14 protein-coding genes and 1 pseudogene are annotated in these 14,794 nt (G+C 60.6%); 11 read left to right on the forward strand and 4 right to left on the reverse strand.

Features of this window, described 5'->3' with window-relative positions; translation table 11 throughout:
- Positions 1 to 48: 48 nt before the first annotated feature.
- Positions 49 to 723 (reverse strand): ribose-5-phosphate isomerase RpiA, encoded by a 675-nt coding sequence (gene rpiA, locus J3D54_RS09940; RefSeq protein WP_253417747.1) that lies wholly within the window; start codon positions 721 to 723, stop codon positions 49 to 51.
- Between the two features lie 311 nt (positions 724 to 1,034).
- Between rpiA and ilvA the strand changes: the two genes are divergently transcribed.
- A complete protein-coding gene (ilvA, locus tag J3D54_RS09945) occupies positions 1,035 to 2,549 on the forward strand; it encodes a threonine ammonia-lyase, biosynthetic (protein WP_253417749.1) in 1,515 nt (504 codons plus the stop codon).
- Positions 2,550 to 2,589: 40 nt separating this feature from the next.
- Positions 2,590 to 3,018: a DUF2269 domain-containing protein gene (locus J3D54_RS09950; RefSeq protein WP_253417751.1), complete on the forward strand. Its 429-nt coding sequence runs from the start codon at positions 2,590 to 2,592 to the stop codon at positions 3,016 to 3,018.
- A gap of 120 nt (positions 3,019 to 3,138) precedes the next feature.
- Here J3D54_RS09950 and J3D54_RS09955 read toward each other — a convergent pair whose 3' ends face one another.
- Positions 3,139 to 3,795: an HAD family phosphatase gene (locus J3D54_RS09955; protein ID WP_253417753.1), complete on the reverse strand. Its 657-nt coding sequence runs from the start codon at positions 3,793 to 3,795 to the stop codon at positions 3,139 to 3,141.
- 143 nt (positions 3,796 to 3,938) lie between these two features.
- Between J3D54_RS09955 and J3D54_RS09960 the strand changes: the two genes are divergently transcribed.
- Both J3D54_RS09960 and ptsP read left to right on the forward strand, forming a co-directional pair.
- Entirely contained in the window at positions 3,939 to 4,418 is a 480-nt protein-coding gene (locus J3D54_RS09960; protein ID WP_007897732.1) for an RNA pyrophosphohydrolase, read from the forward strand.
- A 22-nt stretch (positions 4,419 to 4,440) separates the two neighbouring features.
- The gene (ptsP, locus tag J3D54_RS09965) at positions 4,441 to 6,720 is read left to right on the forward strand and encodes a phosphoenolpyruvate--protein phosphotransferase (protein WP_018928656.1); all 2,280 of its coding nucleotides are present in this window, start codon (positions 4,441 to 4,443) and stop codon (positions 6,718 to 6,720) included.
- Positions 6,721 to 6,847: 127 nt separating this feature from the next.
- Here the strand turns inward: ptsP and J3D54_RS09970 are convergent, their stop codons facing one another.
- Positions 6,848 to 7,594, reverse strand: coding sequence for an NRDE family protein (locus J3D54_RS09970; RefSeq protein ID WP_253417755.1), 747 nt, complete (start codon positions 7,592 to 7,594; stop codon positions 6,848 to 6,850).
- A gap of 134 nt (positions 7,595 to 7,728) precedes the next feature.
- Here J3D54_RS09970 and J3D54_RS09975 point away from each other — a divergent pair, with 134 nt between their 5' ends.
- The 3 genes from J3D54_RS09975 to J3D54_RS09985 all read left to right on the forward strand — a co-directional run bounded on the left by J3D54_RS09975 (position 7,729) and on the right by J3D54_RS09985 (position 10,443).
- Positions 7,729 to 8,511, forward strand: coding sequence for a sulfite exporter TauE/SafE family protein (locus J3D54_RS09975; RefSeq protein WP_253417757.1), 783 nt, complete (start codon positions 7,729 to 7,731; stop codon positions 8,509 to 8,511).
- Between the two features lie 83 nt (positions 8,512 to 8,594).
- The gene (gene lgt / locus J3D54_RS09980; RefSeq protein WP_223488226.1) at positions 8,595 to 9,407 is read left to right on the forward strand and encodes a prolipoprotein diacylglyceryl transferase; all 813 of its coding nucleotides are present in this window, start codon (positions 8,595 to 8,597) and stop codon (positions 9,405 to 9,407) included.
- Positions 9,408 to 9,471: 64 nt separating this feature from the next.
- The gene (locus J3D54_RS09985) at positions 9,472 to 10,443 is read left to right on the forward strand and encodes a thymidylate synthase (RefSeq protein ID WP_218395333.1); all 972 of its coding nucleotides are present in this window, start codon (positions 9,472 to 9,474) and stop codon (positions 10,441 to 10,443) included.
- Positions 10,444 to 10,564: 121 nt separating this feature from the next.
- Here J3D54_RS09985 and cadR read toward each other — a convergent pair whose 3' ends face one another.
- Complete coding sequence (cadR, locus tag J3D54_RS09990) at positions 10,565 to 11,014, reverse strand: Cd(II)/Pb(II)-responsive transcriptional regulator (protein WP_007897786.1); 450 nt, start codon at positions 11,012 to 11,014, stop codon at positions 10,565 to 10,567.
- A gap of 84 nt (positions 11,015 to 11,098) precedes the next feature.
- Here cadR and J3D54_RS09995 point away from each other — a divergent pair, with 84 nt between their 5' ends.
- The 4 genes and pseudogenes from J3D54_RS09995 to J3D54_RS10010 all read left to right on the forward strand — a co-directional run bounded on the left by J3D54_RS09995 (position 11,099) and on the right by J3D54_RS10010 (position 14,794).
- Complete coding sequence (locus J3D54_RS09995; RefSeq protein WP_253417759.1) at positions 11,099 to 13,393, forward strand: heavy metal translocating P-type ATPase; 2,295 nt, start codon at positions 11,099 to 11,101, stop codon at positions 13,391 to 13,393.
- 77 nt (positions 13,394 to 13,470) lie between these two features.
- Positions 13,471 to 13,719, forward strand: a pseudogene (locus J3D54_RS10000) (LysR substrate-binding domain-containing protein); the annotation flags it as partial.
- A 118-nt stretch (positions 13,720 to 13,837) separates the two neighbouring features.
- On the forward strand, positions 13,838 to 14,224 hold the full coding sequence (locus tag J3D54_RS10005; protein ID WP_253426568.1) for an FAD-dependent oxidoreductase: 387 nt from the start codon (positions 13,838 to 13,840) through the stop codon (positions 14,222 to 14,224).
- A 144-nt stretch (positions 14,225 to 14,368) separates the two neighbouring features.
- Positions 14,369 to 14,794 (forward strand): hypothetical protein, encoded by a 426-nt coding sequence (locus J3D54_RS10010; protein ID WP_253417760.1) that lies wholly within the window; start codon positions 14,369 to 14,371, stop codon positions 14,792 to 14,794.

The following is a 14,794-nucleotide window of genomic DNA, read 5'->3' on the forward strand; positions in this document are numbered from 1 at the left end:
CGCTCCCACAGGTATTTCATTCGCCCACAGATGTGTGGGCGAAGTCGCTTACTGGGCGCGCAGGGTTTTCACGCCTTCGCTCGTGCCCAGCAGCAGCAAGTCCGCCGGGCGGGCCGCGAACAGACCATTGGTGACCACGCCGACGATGGCGTTGATCTGTGCTTCCAGCTCCACCGGGTTAGTGATCTGCATGTTGTGCACGTCGAGGATGATGTTGCCGTTATCGGTCAGCACGCCTTCACGGTAAACCGGGTCGCCGCCGAGCTTCACCAGTTCGCGGGCCACGTGGCTGCGAGCCATCGGGATCACTTCCACTGGCAAAGGGAATGCACCGAGCACCGGCACCAGTTTGCTGGTGTCGGCGATGCAGATGAAGGTCTTGGCCACAGCTGCGACGATTTTCTCGCGGGTCAGGGCTGCACCGCCGCCCTTGATCAGGTGCAGGTGCTCGTCGCTTTCATCGGCGCCGTCGACGTAGAACTCCAGATCGCTGACGGTATTGAGCTCATACACCGGAATACCGTGGCCCTTGAGGCGCGCAGCGGTGGCTTCGGAACTGGCCACTGCGCCGTCGAACGCGCCTTTGTGCTTGGCCAGGGCGTCGATGAAGCAGTTGGCGGTGGAGCCGGTGCCGACCCCGACGATGCTCTTGTCGTCGAGTTTCGGGAGGATGAAGTCGACGGCGGCTTGAGCCACTGCCTGTTTGAGTTGATCCTGGGTCATGCGGGCTCCGAGGTGCCGAAGAGGGGGACGAAAGGCCGGCATTATAAGCCTCGCGATAGTGCAGGGGGAAACACTCCTGTGGCGAGGGGGCTTGCCCCCGTTGGAGTGCGCAGCGCTCCCCTGGCATTCTTTCAGACATAGCGTATAAACAGATTTTACGACTGCTTCGCCGCCGAACGGGGGCAAGCCCCCTCGCCACAATGGATCCGCGGTGTCTGCGAAGGCTAAAACCTCTTGATTCGTATGGTCGTCCGCCCAAAAGCCGGGTTAGACTCCTTGACCCTGCCCAACCCGCTCAGTGATGCTTTCCGATGCTCGAACAGTACGTCAAAAAGATCCTCACCTCGCGCGTTTATGACGTTGCCGTAGAAACCCCATTGCAGATTGCCCGCCAGCTCTCCGAGCGGCTGGGCAACGAGATTTGGCTCAAGCGTGAAGACTTGCAGCCGGTGTTCTCGTTCAAGATTCGCGGCGCTTACAACAAGCTGACGCAACTGAGCGATGAAGAGCGCGCGCGTGGCGTGGTCACCGCTTCGGCGGGCAACCATGCGCAAGGCCTGGCTCTGGCGGCCAAGGTATTGGGCGTGAAAGCGACCATCGTGATGCCCAAGACCACCCCGGAGATCAAGGTCGAAGGCGTGCGTTCGCGCGGCGGCAAAGTGGTGCTGCACGGGGATTCGTTCCCGGAAGCCCTGGCCTACTCATTGAAACTGGTCGACGAAAAAGGTTACGTCTACATTCACCCCTACGACGATCCCCACACCATTGCCGGGCAGGGCACGGTGGCCATGGAGATTCTGCGCCAGCACCCGGGGCGTCTGGATGCGATTTTCGTTCCGGTGGGCGGCGGCGGGCTGATCGCCGGGATCACGGCGTACGTGAAATACCTGCGCCCGGACATCAAAATCATCGGCGTCGAACCGGATGACTCCAACTGCCTGCAAGCCGCCATGGCGGCCGGCGAGCGCGTGGTGTTGCCGACCGTGGGCCTCTTCGCCGATGGTGTCGCCGTGGCGCAGATCGGCCAGCACACCTTCGATATCTGCAAGGATTACGTTGATGAAGTGATCACCGTCAGCACCGACGAAATCTGTGCGGCGATCAAGGATATCTACGACGATACCCGCTCGATCACCGAGCCTGCGGGCGCCCTGGGCGTGGCCGGGATCAAGAAATACGTTGAGCACCACAGCATCACCGGACACACCTTCGTGGCCATTGATTCCGGCGCCAACGTCAACTTCGACCGTCTGCGCCATGTTGCCGAGCGCGCTGAGCTGGGCGAGGGCCGCGAAGCGATCATTGCCGTGACCATCCCTGAGAAGCCGGGCAGCTTCAAGGCATTCTGCGAGGCCATCGGCAAGCGCCAGATCACCGAGTTCAACTACCGCTATAACACTGGCAGCGAAGCGCACATCTTTGTCGGCGTGCAGACGCATCCGGAAAACGACCCGCGCAGCGCGCTGCTTGCCAGCCTCACCGAGCAGGGTTTCCCGGTGCTCGACCTGACCGACAACGAATTGGCCAAGTTGCACATCCGCCACATGGTCGGCGGGCGTGCTGTCCATGTCGTCGATGAAGTGGTGCTGCGCTTCGAGTTCCCGGAGCGCCCGGGTGCGTTGTTCAACTTCCTCAACAAGCTGGGTGGGCGCTGGAACATTTCGATGTTCCACTACCGTAACCACGGCGCGGCGGATGGCCGAGTGGTCGCGGGCCTGCAAGTGCCGCACGACGAGCGCCATCTGGTACCGGCGGCGCTGGAAGAAATCGGCTACCCGTACTGGGACGAAAGCGACAACCCCGCTTATCAGCTGTTTCTCGGCTGAGCGGCTACGCTGACGAGCAAGGCCAAAAGGAAATCGAACAATGGAAACGTTAACCGCCCTCAAAATCGCCCATAGCGTGGCGACGGTGCTGCTGTTGATCAGTGCGCTGGGGCTGGCAATCTGGGTCTGGCGTACTCGCCGTAACGGTGATGCAACAGCTCATGCGCGCACCTTGCAACGACCGCGGGTGTTCATCTGGCTATTGATGGGCCTGGCGCTGGTGAGCATGCCATTCACCGGTTGGTGGATGGTGCATCTGGTGGGCTGGCCGTTGGGGCAGACCTGGCTGCTGGCGTCCAGTGTGCTCTACACCGTGGCGTTGCTGGGCTGGTTCTGGCTGCTGGTGCGGCTCAATCGGCTGCGCAAGGCGCCGACGGGGGGTAACGGGAAGTTTACGTTTGCTTTGGCGTTGTTCAGTTTTGTCTGCTTTATCGCCATTGCGGGGTTGATGGGCGCCAAGCCGGTTTAAGGCTTGTCACCGCGTCGCCTGCATCGCGGGCAAGCTCGCTCCCACAAGGTTCTGCTGTGTGACATAGATAGCATTCACAGCAGAGATCCTGTGGGAGCGGGCTTGCCCGCGATGGCGATCTCAATCGCGCAACGAAATTACCGGCCAACCCCGCTTCTCGGCCTCGGCTCGCAGATTCGGATCCGGATCGACCGCGATCGGATTCGTCACTTGCTCCAGCAACGCCAAGTCGTTCATCGAATCGCTGTAGAAATAACTGTCTTCCAGGCTGTGGCCAGTTTCTTCCAGCCAACGATTCAACCGGGTCACCTTGCCTTCACGGAAGCACGGGATATCGGTGCTACGCCCGCTGTACCGACCGTCGATTATTTCGCATTCGGTGGCGATCAGGGTTTCAACGCCTAAACGCGTGGCAATCGGTCCGGTCACAAAGCGGTTGGTGGCCGTGATGATGACCAGCTTGTCGCCGGCTTCACGGTGTTGGGCCAACAATTCGAGGCCCTTGGGCAGCACGATCGGTTCGATACAGTCGCGCATGTAATCCAGGTGCCATTGATCCAGCGTCGCCATTTCGGTGCGACCGAGGACTTCCAGGCAGAAGTTCAGGTAGGCAGCCTGATCCAGCTTGCCGGCCAGGTAGTCCTGATAGAACTCGTCGTTGCGTGCCTTGTAGGCGACGGCATCGAGGAAACCGCGTTCGCACAGATAATCGCCCCAGGCGTGGTCACTGTCACCGCCCAGAAGCGTGTTGTCCAAGTCGAATAAAGCCAGCCGCATTGCAGTTACTCGCTGAAAAGTCTGTAGAAAGGTCTCCAGAATACGGACTTTTCACAAGAGTGCACATAAGGTAGGTCGGCTCGTTGCTGCTTTCACAACCTTTGTGGAACAATGCGGCGACATGCGTTTGCGAGGTTGTTGCCGTGATCGACCCCGATGGTTTCCGCCCCAATGTCGGGATCATTCTGACGAATGATGCTGGCCAGGTGCTATGGGCTCGCCGTATCAATCAAGATGCCTGGCAATTTCCACAGGGTGGGATCAACCCCCAGGAGACGCCGGAAGACGCCTTGTACCGCGAGTTGAACGAAGAAGTGGGGCTGGAGCGCGAAGATGTTGAAATTCTCGCCTGCACCCGGGGCTGGTTGCGTTATCGTTTGCCGCAACGTCTGGTCAGGACGCACAGCCAACCGCTGTGCATCGGCCAGAAACAGAAATGGTTTCTCCTGCGCCTGATCTCCAACGAGCAGCGGGTGCGGATGGATTTGACCGGTAAACCGGAATTCGATGGCTGGCGCTGGGTCAGCTATTGGTATCCGTTGGGCCAGGTGGTGACATTCAAGCGCGAGGTGTATCGACGCGCTCTCAAAGAGCTTGCCCCGCGCCTTTTAGCGCGCGACTGACGACGGAGTTCGACCCCGAGCCATGCTCAATACGCTGCGCAAGATCGTCCAGGAAGTTAACTCCGCCAAGGATCTCAAGGCGGCGTTGGGGATTATTGTGTTGCGCGTCAAAGAGGCCATGGGCAGCCAGGTCTGCTCGGTCTACCTGCTTGATCCAGAGACCAACCGCTTCGTGCTGATGGCCACCGAGGGCTTGAACAAGCGCTCGATCGGCAAAGTCAGCATGGCACCCAACGAAGGTCTGGTCGGCCTGGTCGGCACGCGTGAAGAACCCCTGAACCTTGAAAACGCCGCGGATCACCCGCGCTACCGTTACTTCGCCGAGACCGGTGAAGAACGCTACGCGTCGTTCCTCGGGGCGCCGATCATTCACCACCGCCGCGTCGTCGGCGTGTTGGTCATTCAGCAAAAGGAACGCCGGCAGTTCGATGAGGGTGAAGAAGCCTTCCTCGTGACCATGAGCGCGCAGCTCGCCGGCGTTATCGCCCACGCCGAGGCCACCGGTTCGATCCGTGGCCTGGGTCGTCAGGGCAAAGGCATTCAGGAAGCAAAGTTCGTCGGCGTACCGGGTTCGCCGGGCGCGGCGGTCGGCACCGCAGTCGTCATGCTGCCACCCGCTGATCTGGACGTGGTGCCGGACAAGACCATCACCGACATCGATGCAGAACTTGGGCTGTTCAAGACGGCCATCGAAGGCGTGCGCGCCGACATGCGTGCCTTGTCCGCCAAGCTGGCGACCCAGCTGCGGCCTGAAGAGCGGGCGCTGTTCGACGTCTACTTGATGATGCTCGACGATGCCTCGCTCGGCAGCGAAGTCACCACCGTGATCAAGACCGGTCAGTGGGCTCAGGGCGCGTTGCGTCAGGTGGTTACCGATCACGTCAACCGTTTCGAACTGATGGACGACGCCTACCTGCGCGAGCGCGCCTCGGACGTCAAAGACCTCGGTCGCCGCTTGCTCGCCTACTTGCAGGAAGAGCGGCAGCAGACGCTGGTCTACCCCGACAACACCATTCTGGTCAGTGAAGAACTGACGCCGGCGATGCTCGGCGAGGTGCCGGAAGGCAAACTGGTCGGTCTGGTGTCGGTACTCGGTTCCGGCAACTCCCACGTGGCGATCCTGGCGCGCGCCATGGGTATTCCGACGGTGATGGGCCTGGTCGACCTGCCGTATTCCAAGGTCGACGGCATCCAGATGATCGTCGATGGCTACCACGGCGAGGTCTACACCAACCCCAGTGACGTGCTGCGCAAGCAGTTCGCCGACGTGGTCGAGGAAGAGAAACAACTGGCCCTCGGGCTGGATGCATTGCGCGACTTGCCGTGTGTAACGGTGGACGGTCACCGCATGCCGCTGTGGGTCAACACCGGCCTGTTGGCGGACGTGGCACGGGCGCAGAAGCGCGGTGCCGAGGGTGTGGGTCTGTATCGCACCGAAGTGCCGTTCATGATCAACCAGCGTTTCCCTAGCGAAAAGGAACAGCTGGCGATCTATCGCGAGCAACTTGCCGCGTTCCATCCGCAACCAGTGACCATGCGTAGTCTGGACATTGGCGGTGACAAGGCGCTGTCGTACTTCCCGATCAAGGAAGACAACCCGTTCCTCGGCTGGCGCGGCATTCGCGTGACCCTCGACCACCCGGAAATCTTCCTGGTGCAGACCCGTGCGATGCTCAAGGCCAGCGAAGGCCTGAACAACCTGCGCATTCTGTTGCCGATGATTTCGGGCACCCATGAACTGGAAGAAGCCTTGCACCTGATTCACCGGGCCTGGGGCGAAGTCCGTGACGAAGGCACCGATGTGCCGATGCCGCCGGTTGGCGTGATGATCGAGATTCCGGCGGCGGTGTATCAGACCAAGGAACTGGCGCGGCAAGTGGACTTCCTGTCGGTCGGCTCCAACGACCTGACCCAGTACCTGCTGGCCGTGGACCGAAACAACCCTCGGGTGGCCGACCTCTACGACTACCTGCACCCGGCGGTGCTGCAAGCCTTGCAGAGCGTGGTGCGCGATGCCCATGCCGAAGGCAAGCCGGTGAGTATCTGCGGCGAAATGGCCGGTGATCCGGCGGCGGCGGTGCTGTTGATGGCAATGGGCTTCGACAGCCTGTCGATGAACGCCACCAACTTGCCGAAAGTGAAGTGGATGCTGCGTCAGATCAACCTGAGCAAGGCCAAGGAATTGCTCGCGGAGCTGATGACCATCGACAACCCGCAAGTTATCCACAGCTCGCTGCAACTGGCGCTGAAGAACCTTGGGTTGGCGCGGATGATCAATCCGGCTTCGGTCAAGACCCTCTAGGTCAGCGGCGGCCTCAATCGCGGGCAAGCCCGCTCCCACAGGAGACTCTGGTGTTCACAAATCGTGTGCTCACCGGAGATTTCTGTGGGAGCGGGCTTGCCCGCGATGACGTCAGTCCAGGCGCCGCCTAAACCAACATCTCAACTTCCCCCAAATGCCCCCCATACGGCCCGAAACTCCGTTCGACCATATGCCGCATCCCATCCGCCTGAACAATCAACGCCGTGCTCGCCCGCGTCCCATAAGCCTGGCTCTTGATAAACACGCTCGACAACAACGTCTCGGTGGCTTGCCCGACGCCAGTGTCCGGCAGCTCGGCAAGCGGCGCCGTCTGCCCATCACTGAGCAAGGCCAATAGCGCCTGCGGCTGTGGATCGTCCAGCACTTCGCTCAGCGCTGCCTTAGCCTTGAGCACCTTTGGCCACGGTGTATCCAGCCCCGCGTTCGATAACCCATAAACCCCGGGCTTGAGCCTGACCGCCTCGGTCTCACGGGCATTGAAGTGCCACAACTGGTTGGTATTGCCGATCAGCAGGTTAAACCCGGCATATTCAGGCGAACGTCGGACAACGTCGTTTAAATAGTCTTCAATCGGCATGTCGCCGATGAGAAATTGCGCCACCAGTTCACCTCGCGACCTGGCGGCCGGTGGCTGAAGAGGATCGCGGATGTTGGTCAGTGCAGCGAAACGCCCATGGGTGCCGACACCGAGCCACGTGCCGCCAGCCTCAAGGTCACGACCGGCGTACACGTGCGCAGCTTGCGGCCATTGCGCCAAAGGCAGGCTGGGCCGGGCATAGAATTCGTCGCGGTTGGCCGCCACGATCAGCGGCAGGGCATGACCCGGTCGCCAGGCAAAAACAATCAGGCACATAAGGCGGTCCTTGTGTGTTTTTTGCTCACTTTACGCAGACATCGCTCATCGATCCATCGCCATCCGCAGTGGAGCCCGAGGCCATGCATCCGTTACCATGCCGCTCCTGTTTTGGGATGCTTGGGGATGTGGCCATGGAATTTCTGCTCTATCTGGCGCTGGGCGCCTGTGCGGGCGTGCTGGCCGGGCTGTTTGGGGTAGGCGGCGGGATTATCATCGTCCCGGTGCTGGTATTCAGTTTCACCTTGCAGGGATTTGATGCCTCGATCCTGACGCATCTTGCCGTCGGCACCTCCCTGGCGACGATCATTTTCACGTCGGTCAATGCGGTTCGCGAGCATCATCGCCGTGGCGCTGTGCGTTGGCCGATTTTTGCCTGGATGACCCTTGGCATTCTGATCGGTGCCGGTTTCGGCGCGCTGACCGCCGAAGCGATCTCCGGGCCGCATTTGCAGAAGATCATTGGCGTATTCGCGTTGATCATCGCGGTTCAACTCGCTTTGGACTTCAAGCCCAAGGCCAGCCGAACGGTGCCTGGTAAAGTCGGTCTGACCGTGGCCGGCAGTGTGATTGGCTGGGCTTCGGCGATTTTCGGGATTGGCGGCGGCTCGTTGACCGTGCCATTCCTCACCTGGCGCAGTGTGCCGATGCAGCAAGCGGTGGCCACGTCGTCGGCCTGTGGCCTGCCCATCGCTTTGGCAAGTGCATTAAGTTTCATGATTCTGGGCTGGCACGATCCACTGCTGCCGGCCCATAGTCTCGGTTTTGTGTATTTGCCGGCGCTGTTGGGGATCGCGCTGACCAGCATGGTCTTCGCCCGCCTCGGTGCGCGATTGGCCCACAAACTGTCGGCGCGCTTGCTGAAAAGACTGTTTGCCGCTTTGCTGTTTTTCGTCGGCTTGAGCTTCTTGCTCTGACGTGTAACGCAATCCTGGCTTAATCCTGGAGTGACAGCGTTGCCCGGGAATTTTAAAGATTTCAACTCTAACGAGGAGTCGCAATGCTGCCTTACCCGCAGATCGACCCGGTGGCCCTGGCCATCGGTCCGCTGAAAATCCACTGGTACGGCCTGATGTACCTGGTCGGCATTGGCGGCGCGTGGCTGCTGGCGTCCCGTCGGCTGAACCGCTTCGACCCGACCTGGACCAAGGAGAAACTCTCCGACATGGTGTTCTGGATGTCGATGGGCGTCATCGTCGGCGGCCGCCTGGGTTATGTGCTGTTTTATGATCTGAGCGCTTACCTGGCCAACCCGATGCTGATTTTCGAAGTGTGGAAGGGCGGGATGTCGTTCCACGGCGGGTTTATCGGTGTGATGCTGGCGGCGTTGTGGTTTGGTAAAAAGAACAACAAGTCGTTCTTCCAGCTGATGGACTTCGTCGCGCCGATGGTGCCGATCGGCCTGGGTGCCGGGCGCATCGGTAACTTCATCAATGCCGAGTTGTGGGGCAAGCCGACCGACGTGCCATGGGCGATGATCTTCCCACCGTTCAGCGACCCGTCGCAGTTGCCGCGTCATCCGTCGCAGCTGTACCAGTTCGCGCTGGAAGGCGTGGCCCTGTTCGCGATCCTCTGGCTGTTCTCGCGCAAGCCACGGCCGACCATGGCGGTGTCCGGGATGTTCGCGCTGTTCTACGGCATCTTCCGTTTCATCGTCGAATTCGTTCGCGTACCGGATGCGCAACTGGGCTATCTGGCGTGGAACTGGCTGACCATGGGCCAGGTGCTGTGCGTACCGATGATCGTCGGCGGTCTGTTCCTGATCTGGCTGGCTTATCGACGTGCCCCGGCGGCCCCCGCAGCGGCTGTATAAGAAGCAGGCGCTAAAAATTCGAACCCCGGGGCGACAGCTCCGGGTTCAAGGAAACAGGTAATTCATGAAGCAATATCTCGAACTGGTCGCCCACGTCATCAAGAACGGCACCAAGCAGGCCAACCGCACTGGCGTGAACACCATCAGCTTTCCTGGCGCGATGCTGCGCTTCGATTTGCAGGAAGGTTTCCCGGCGATCACCACCCGCAAGATGGCCTTCAAGTCGGCCATCGGCGAGATGTGCGGTTTTCTGCGCGGGGTGAACAACGCCGCCGAATTCCGTGCGCTGGGTTGTAAGGTTTGGGACCAGAACGCCAACGAAAACGCCCAGTGGCTGGCCAACCCGTTCCGTCAGGGCGAAGATGACCTCGGCGAGATCTATGGCGTGCAATGGCGCAAATGGCCGGCGTACAAGCAGATCCCGGTCAGCAACCAGGCAGCCATCGAGCAGACCCTGAGCCAGGGTTATCGGCAGATCGCCGAAGGCGAGGAAGACGGCCAGGCTTATGTGGTGCTGTACAAGGCGATTGACCAGATCCGCCAGTGTGTCGACACCATCATCAAGGACCCGGGCAGCCGTCGCATCCTGTTCCATGGTTGGAACGTTGCGCAGCTCGATGAGATGGCTCTGCCGCCGTGCCACTTGCTGTACCAGTTCCACCCGAATGTCGAGACCAGGGAAATCTCCCTGACCCTCTACATCCGCTCCAACGATCTGGGCCTGGGCACGCCGTTCAACCTGACCGAGGGCGCGGCGCTGCTGAGCCTGATCGGTCGCCTGACCGGTTACACGCCACGCTGGTTCACCTATTTCATCGGTGATGCCCACGTCTACGAAAACCACTTGGACATGCTCAATGAACAGCTCAAGCGCGAGCCGTTCCCGATGCCCAAACTGGTGATTTCCGACCGCGTGCCAGAGTTTGCCAAGACCGGTGTTTATCAGCCTGAGTGGCTGGAGCAGATCGAGCCGAGTGACTTCTCGCTGGAAGGCTATGAGCACCACGCGCCGATGACCGCGCCGATGGCGGTCTGAAGGTCGCTGTCATACCTGTGGGAGCGGGCTTGCCCGCGATAGCGGTTTGTCAGCCACATCATTATTGAATGTGCTGCCGCAATCGCGGGCAAGCCCGCTCCCACAAGGTTTTTTGGTGTTGCTAATGCCCGTGGCTTCGGCCGACATGGGAATGCTCAACCTCCGTCGCCACCACCCCGCCACTCACTTCCAACCGCTGCAAAATTCCGCACTGATCGATATCCGGCCCTTCGCTGCAGCGTTGGCGCAGGTCGAGCAGTTGTGTCTGCAACGCCAGCAAGCCGTCAATACGTGCCTTTACATGGTGAATGTGTTCGTCGATCAGGGCGTTGACGTTTTCGCATTGATCCTGCGGGCTGTCGCGCAGCGCCAGCAGGCTGCGGATTTCCTCCAGGGTCATGTCGAGGGTGCGGCAGTTGCGGATGAAGGTCAGGCGCTCGGCGTGGGCCTGGGTGTAGACGCGGTAATTACCGTCGCTACGGGCCGGCTCCGGCAGCAGGTTTTCGCGCTCGTAGTAGCGGATGGTTTCCACGGCGCAGTCGGTGAGTTTCGCCAGTTCTCCTATTTTCATCGCGTCAATCTCCAAAAGGGTGCTTGACCCTATAGTGGCTACAGGGTCTTTACTTGGCAACAGGCACCTTCATGGACGCGACCAATGAGCGATTCTCTTCACCCCCACAAACCCGAGGCTGATCACGATCACGATCACGATCACAGCCACAAGCTGCAGCCTGTGCGCCAGCATGTCCATGGTAGCCATGATCATGGCGGCCACGGCGATTCCTGCTGTTCCTCCAAAGCCGCGGCGCCATCGCTGATCAAGTTGAGCGAGACGCCGACCGTCGGTGCACGGCTGAGCAGCTTCCGCATCGAGGCCATGGACTGCCCGACCGAGCAGACGCTGATCCAGAACAAACTCGGCAAACTTGCGGGCGTGCAGCAACTGGAGTTCAACCTGATCAACCGGGTGTTGGGCGTGACCCATGACCTGCCAACCAACTCGCCGATCATCGATGCGATCAAGTCGCTCGGCATGCACGCCGAGCCGATAGAGCAGGGCGCTGAAACGCCCGCGTCGAGCCCGGCACCGGTGAAAAAGCCCTGGTGGCCGCTGGCACTGTCCGGTGTCGGTGCGTTGGCTGCCGAGGTTATCCACTTCACCAGCGCGGCGCCGAACTGGGTGGTGGCGGTGATTGCGCTGGTCTCGATCCTCAGCGGTGGCCTAGGCACTTACAAAAAGGGCTGGATCGCCCTGAAAAACCTCAACCTGAACATTAACGCGCTGATGAGCATCGCGGTGACTGGTGCGGTCCTGATCGGCCAGTGGCCGGAAGCGGCGATGGTGATGTTCCTGTTCACTGTGGCCGAGCTGATCGAAGCCCGGTCCCTGGACCGGGCGCGCAATGCCATCGGCGGGCTGATGCAGATGACTCCGGAACAAGCCACGGTGCTGCAGGCCGACGGCCGTTGGGTCGCACAACCGGTGAAAAACATCGAACTGGGCGCACGGGTGCGAGTGCGTCCCGGCGAGCGGATCGGTCTGGACGGCGAAGTGGTGTCCGGCAGCTCGACCATCAATCAGGCGCCGATTACCGGTGAAAGCCTGCCGGTCGAGAAAACCGTCGGTGACAAGGTATTCGCCGGCACCATCAACCAGTCCGGTTCGCTGGAATACACCGTGACCGCAGCGGCCGACCACTCGACCCTGGCGCGGATCATCCACGCCGTCGAACAGGCCCAAGGGGCGCGGGCGCCGACCCAGCGTTTCGTCGACGCCTTCTCGAAAATCTACACCCCGGCGGTGTTTATCCTGGCCCTTGCAGTGGCGGTGATCCCTCCGCTGTTTATGGATGCGCTGTGGTTCGACTGGATCTACCGGGCGCTGGTGCTGCTGGTAGTCGCCTGCCCGTGCGCGTTGGTGATTTCCACTCCAGTGACTATCGTCAGCGGCCTCGCGGCAGCGGCGCGCAAAGGGATTCTGGTCAAGGGCGGCGTCTACCTGGAGCACGGCTACAAACTCGATTACCTGGCTCTCGACAAGACCGGCACCCTCACGCATGGCAAACCGGTGCAGACCGACTATTTGTCCCTCGACCCGACCGCCGATAAAACCGCCCCGGCCATTGCGGCGGCACTGGCCGGTCGTTCGGATCACCCGGTGTCGCTGGCCATCGCCAATACGGCTGTGGATAAACAATTTGCACCGCTGACTGTGGATAACTTCGAAGCCCTGGCGGGGCGTGGGGTACGCGGCGAGATCAACGGTGAGCTCTACCATTTGGGCAACCACCGTCTGGTGGAAGACTTGGGTCTGTGTTCTCCAGCGCTGGAAGAAAAGCTGTTTGCGCTGGAGAAACAAGGCAAATCGGTGGTGCTGTTGCTCAACAAGTCGGGTCCCTTGGCGTTGTTCGCCGTGGCAGACACCGTGAAAGCGTCCAGTCGCGAAGCGATCCAGCAATTGCATGAACTGGGCATCAAAACCCTGATGCTGACCGGCGACAACGTTCACACCGCTGAGGTCATCGCCGCCCATGTGGGCATCGATCAGGCACAGGGCGACCTGTTGCCGACCGAGAAGCTGCAAGCCATCGAAACGCTGTATGCCCAGGGCCATCGGGTGGGGATGGTCGGCGACGGCATCAACGATGCTCCGGCACTGGCGCGGGCCGAAATCGGTTTCGCCATGGCGGCGGCCGGTACCGACACGGCCATCGAAACCGCCGATGTCGCCCTGATGGACGACGATCTTCGCAAGATCCCGGCCTTCATCCGCCTGTCGCGACAGACCTCGAATATCCTCAAACAGAACATTGCTCTGGCATTGGTCATCAAAGCGATCTTTCTTGGGGTAACCTTCGCCGGGATCGCCACCATGTGGATGGCGGTGTTCGCCGACATGGGCGTGAGCCTGTTGGTGGTGTTCAACGGTTTGCGCCTGTTGCGCAAATAGACGATGTGGGGCGGGTGCGCTGAGTGCCGAGCTGAAGGCGTTTTACATGGTGGGCCCGGCTGGGCAGCATTACCCTGGCGGCGAAAATGAGTTTCGGGCCACTGCTGGAGATTGGTAGTCGAGAGTCGATTCGTGAAGCGGTGTTGCGCAACATCGGCATCAGCATCATTGCCCGGCAGGAAGTGCCGCATGATCCGCAATTGCGGGTGCTGACCCTCGAGAATGCGCCGCAGATTCCCGAGTACCTGTACTGCCTCAAGGAGCGAAAAGGCGCACGGCTGCCGGCGGCGTTTCTGGGGTTGGCGCAGGAAATGGCTCCGGCCTGAAATCTCCATTGCCCGTACTGGCCTCATCGCGGGCAAGCCACGCTCCCACAGGATTTATGCAGTCCTGTGGGAGCGGGCTTGCCCGCGACAGCGGTCTCGAACCCAGGGAAAAATCCCCCTGACACACCACAGCGACATGCTGATCGTCGGCGCCGGCATTCTCGGCCTGTCCCTCGCCTATGCCGCCGCCAGACGCGGCCTCAAGGTCAACGTCTTCGAACGCAGCGCCACACCATTGGGCGCTTCGGTGCGCAACTTCGGCCAGGCATTGGTCACCGGCCAACCACCGGGACCCATGCTCGAACTGGCCGAGCAGACGTTGGGCTGCAAAGTGCAGGTGGTCGAGCGCTGGCAGGGTGTTTACGGTTCACGCGGCCCCGGCCCATTCTCCTTTCTGCGGCCGATGCCGGGTGTGAGCGTGGCGCTGATGCACACGGGTGTGGGCATGAGTGTCGGGCCGGCACTGGCTGAACGTAACGTGGCGACTTTATTGGGAGACAGGTGATGGACCTCGACGTTTTGAAGGGCAAGGCTGCGGGCCTGTTGTCCCGTGGTCTGCGCTGAGTTGTCTGACACACGATAGGGAAACGGTTTATGGATCAACGCGCGTCAAAGCATCACTCTGGCCTTTTCGCAAAGGAGTGCACGGATGCATTTTTTGAAAGTGATCGCTCAGGACCGGAGCGGGAAGGGCTCGGCAGATACCGTCGGTTTCCAGTTCTTTGAAGATGAACAGTTGCAGCGCGAGGCGACGGATACGGATCGTCAACGGCTCAAGTCTTTCGGCAAAACGTACTTGAAATGCGCCTGGTACAACGCGGGTGAAGGCGAGGAGCGGCACTTGCGGATCTTCTCGGAAAATCCCAGCGCAGACGGCTCGCCAGAAACGGTACGGCTGCATTTTCATGAAGGACCGACAATTGCCTACAAGGCAGCGGCCCGCGATCTGGATAACGATGGGGTTTTCGAGTTGATATTGAGCTCGGATGTAGACAATGACGGGCGAGCGAACAGGACCGATCGTAGCCGCGTGAAGGCGTTGGCCAAAGCGTTTCTGAAACTGGATGGGCGCTGA

Source organism: Pseudomonas sp. GGS8 (assembly GCF_024168645.1).
GTDB lineage: Bacteria > Pseudomonadota > Gammaproteobacteria > Pseudomonadales > Pseudomonadaceae > Aquipseudomonas.

Excerpts from the sequence above, each read along its gene's own strand:
- rpiA (WP_253417747.1), bottom strand. The coding sequence starts at position 723 with ATGACCCAGGATCAACTCAAACAGGCAGTGGCTCAAGCCGCCGTCGAC.
- ilvA (WP_253417749.1), top strand. The coding sequence starts at position 1,035 with ATGCTCGAACAGTACGTCAAAAAGATCCTCACCTCGCGCGTTTATGAC.
- J3D54_RS09950 (WP_253417751.1), top strand. The coding sequence starts at position 2,590 with ATGGAAACGTTAACCGCCCTCAAAATCGCCCATAGCGTGGCGACGGTG.
- J3D54_RS09955 (WP_253417753.1), bottom strand. The coding sequence starts at position 3,795 with ATGCGGCTGGCTTTATTCGACTTGGACAACACGCTTCTGGGCGGTGAC.
- ptsP (WP_018928656.1), top strand. The coding sequence starts at position 4,441 with ATGCTCAATACGCTGCGCAAGATCGTCCAGGAAGTTAACTCCGCCAAG.
- J3D54_RS09970 (WP_253417755.1), bottom strand. The coding sequence starts at position 7,594 with ATGTGCCTGATTGTTTTTGCCTGGCGACCGGGTCATGCCCTGCCGCTG.
- J3D54_RS09975 (WP_253417757.1), top strand. The coding sequence starts at position 7,729 with ATGGAATTTCTGCTCTATCTGGCGCTGGGCGCCTGTGCGGGCGTGCTG.
- lgt (WP_223488226.1), top strand. The coding sequence starts at position 8,595 with ATGCTGCCTTACCCGCAGATCGACCCGGTGGCCCTGGCCATCGGTCCG.
- J3D54_RS09985 (WP_218395333.1), top strand. The coding sequence starts at position 9,472 with ATGAAGCAATATCTCGAACTGGTCGCCCACGTCATCAAGAACGGCACC.
- cadR (WP_007897786.1), bottom strand. The coding sequence starts at position 11,014 with ATGAAAATAGGAGAACTGGCGAAACTCACCGACTGCGCCGTGGAAACC.
- J3D54_RS09995 (WP_253417759.1), top strand. The coding sequence starts at position 11,099 with ATGAGCGATTCTCTTCACCCCCACAAACCCGAGGCTGATCACGATCAC.
- J3D54_RS10010 (WP_253417760.1), top strand. The coding sequence starts at position 14,369 with ATGCATTTTTTGAAAGTGATCGCTCAGGACCGGAGCGGGAAGGGCTCG.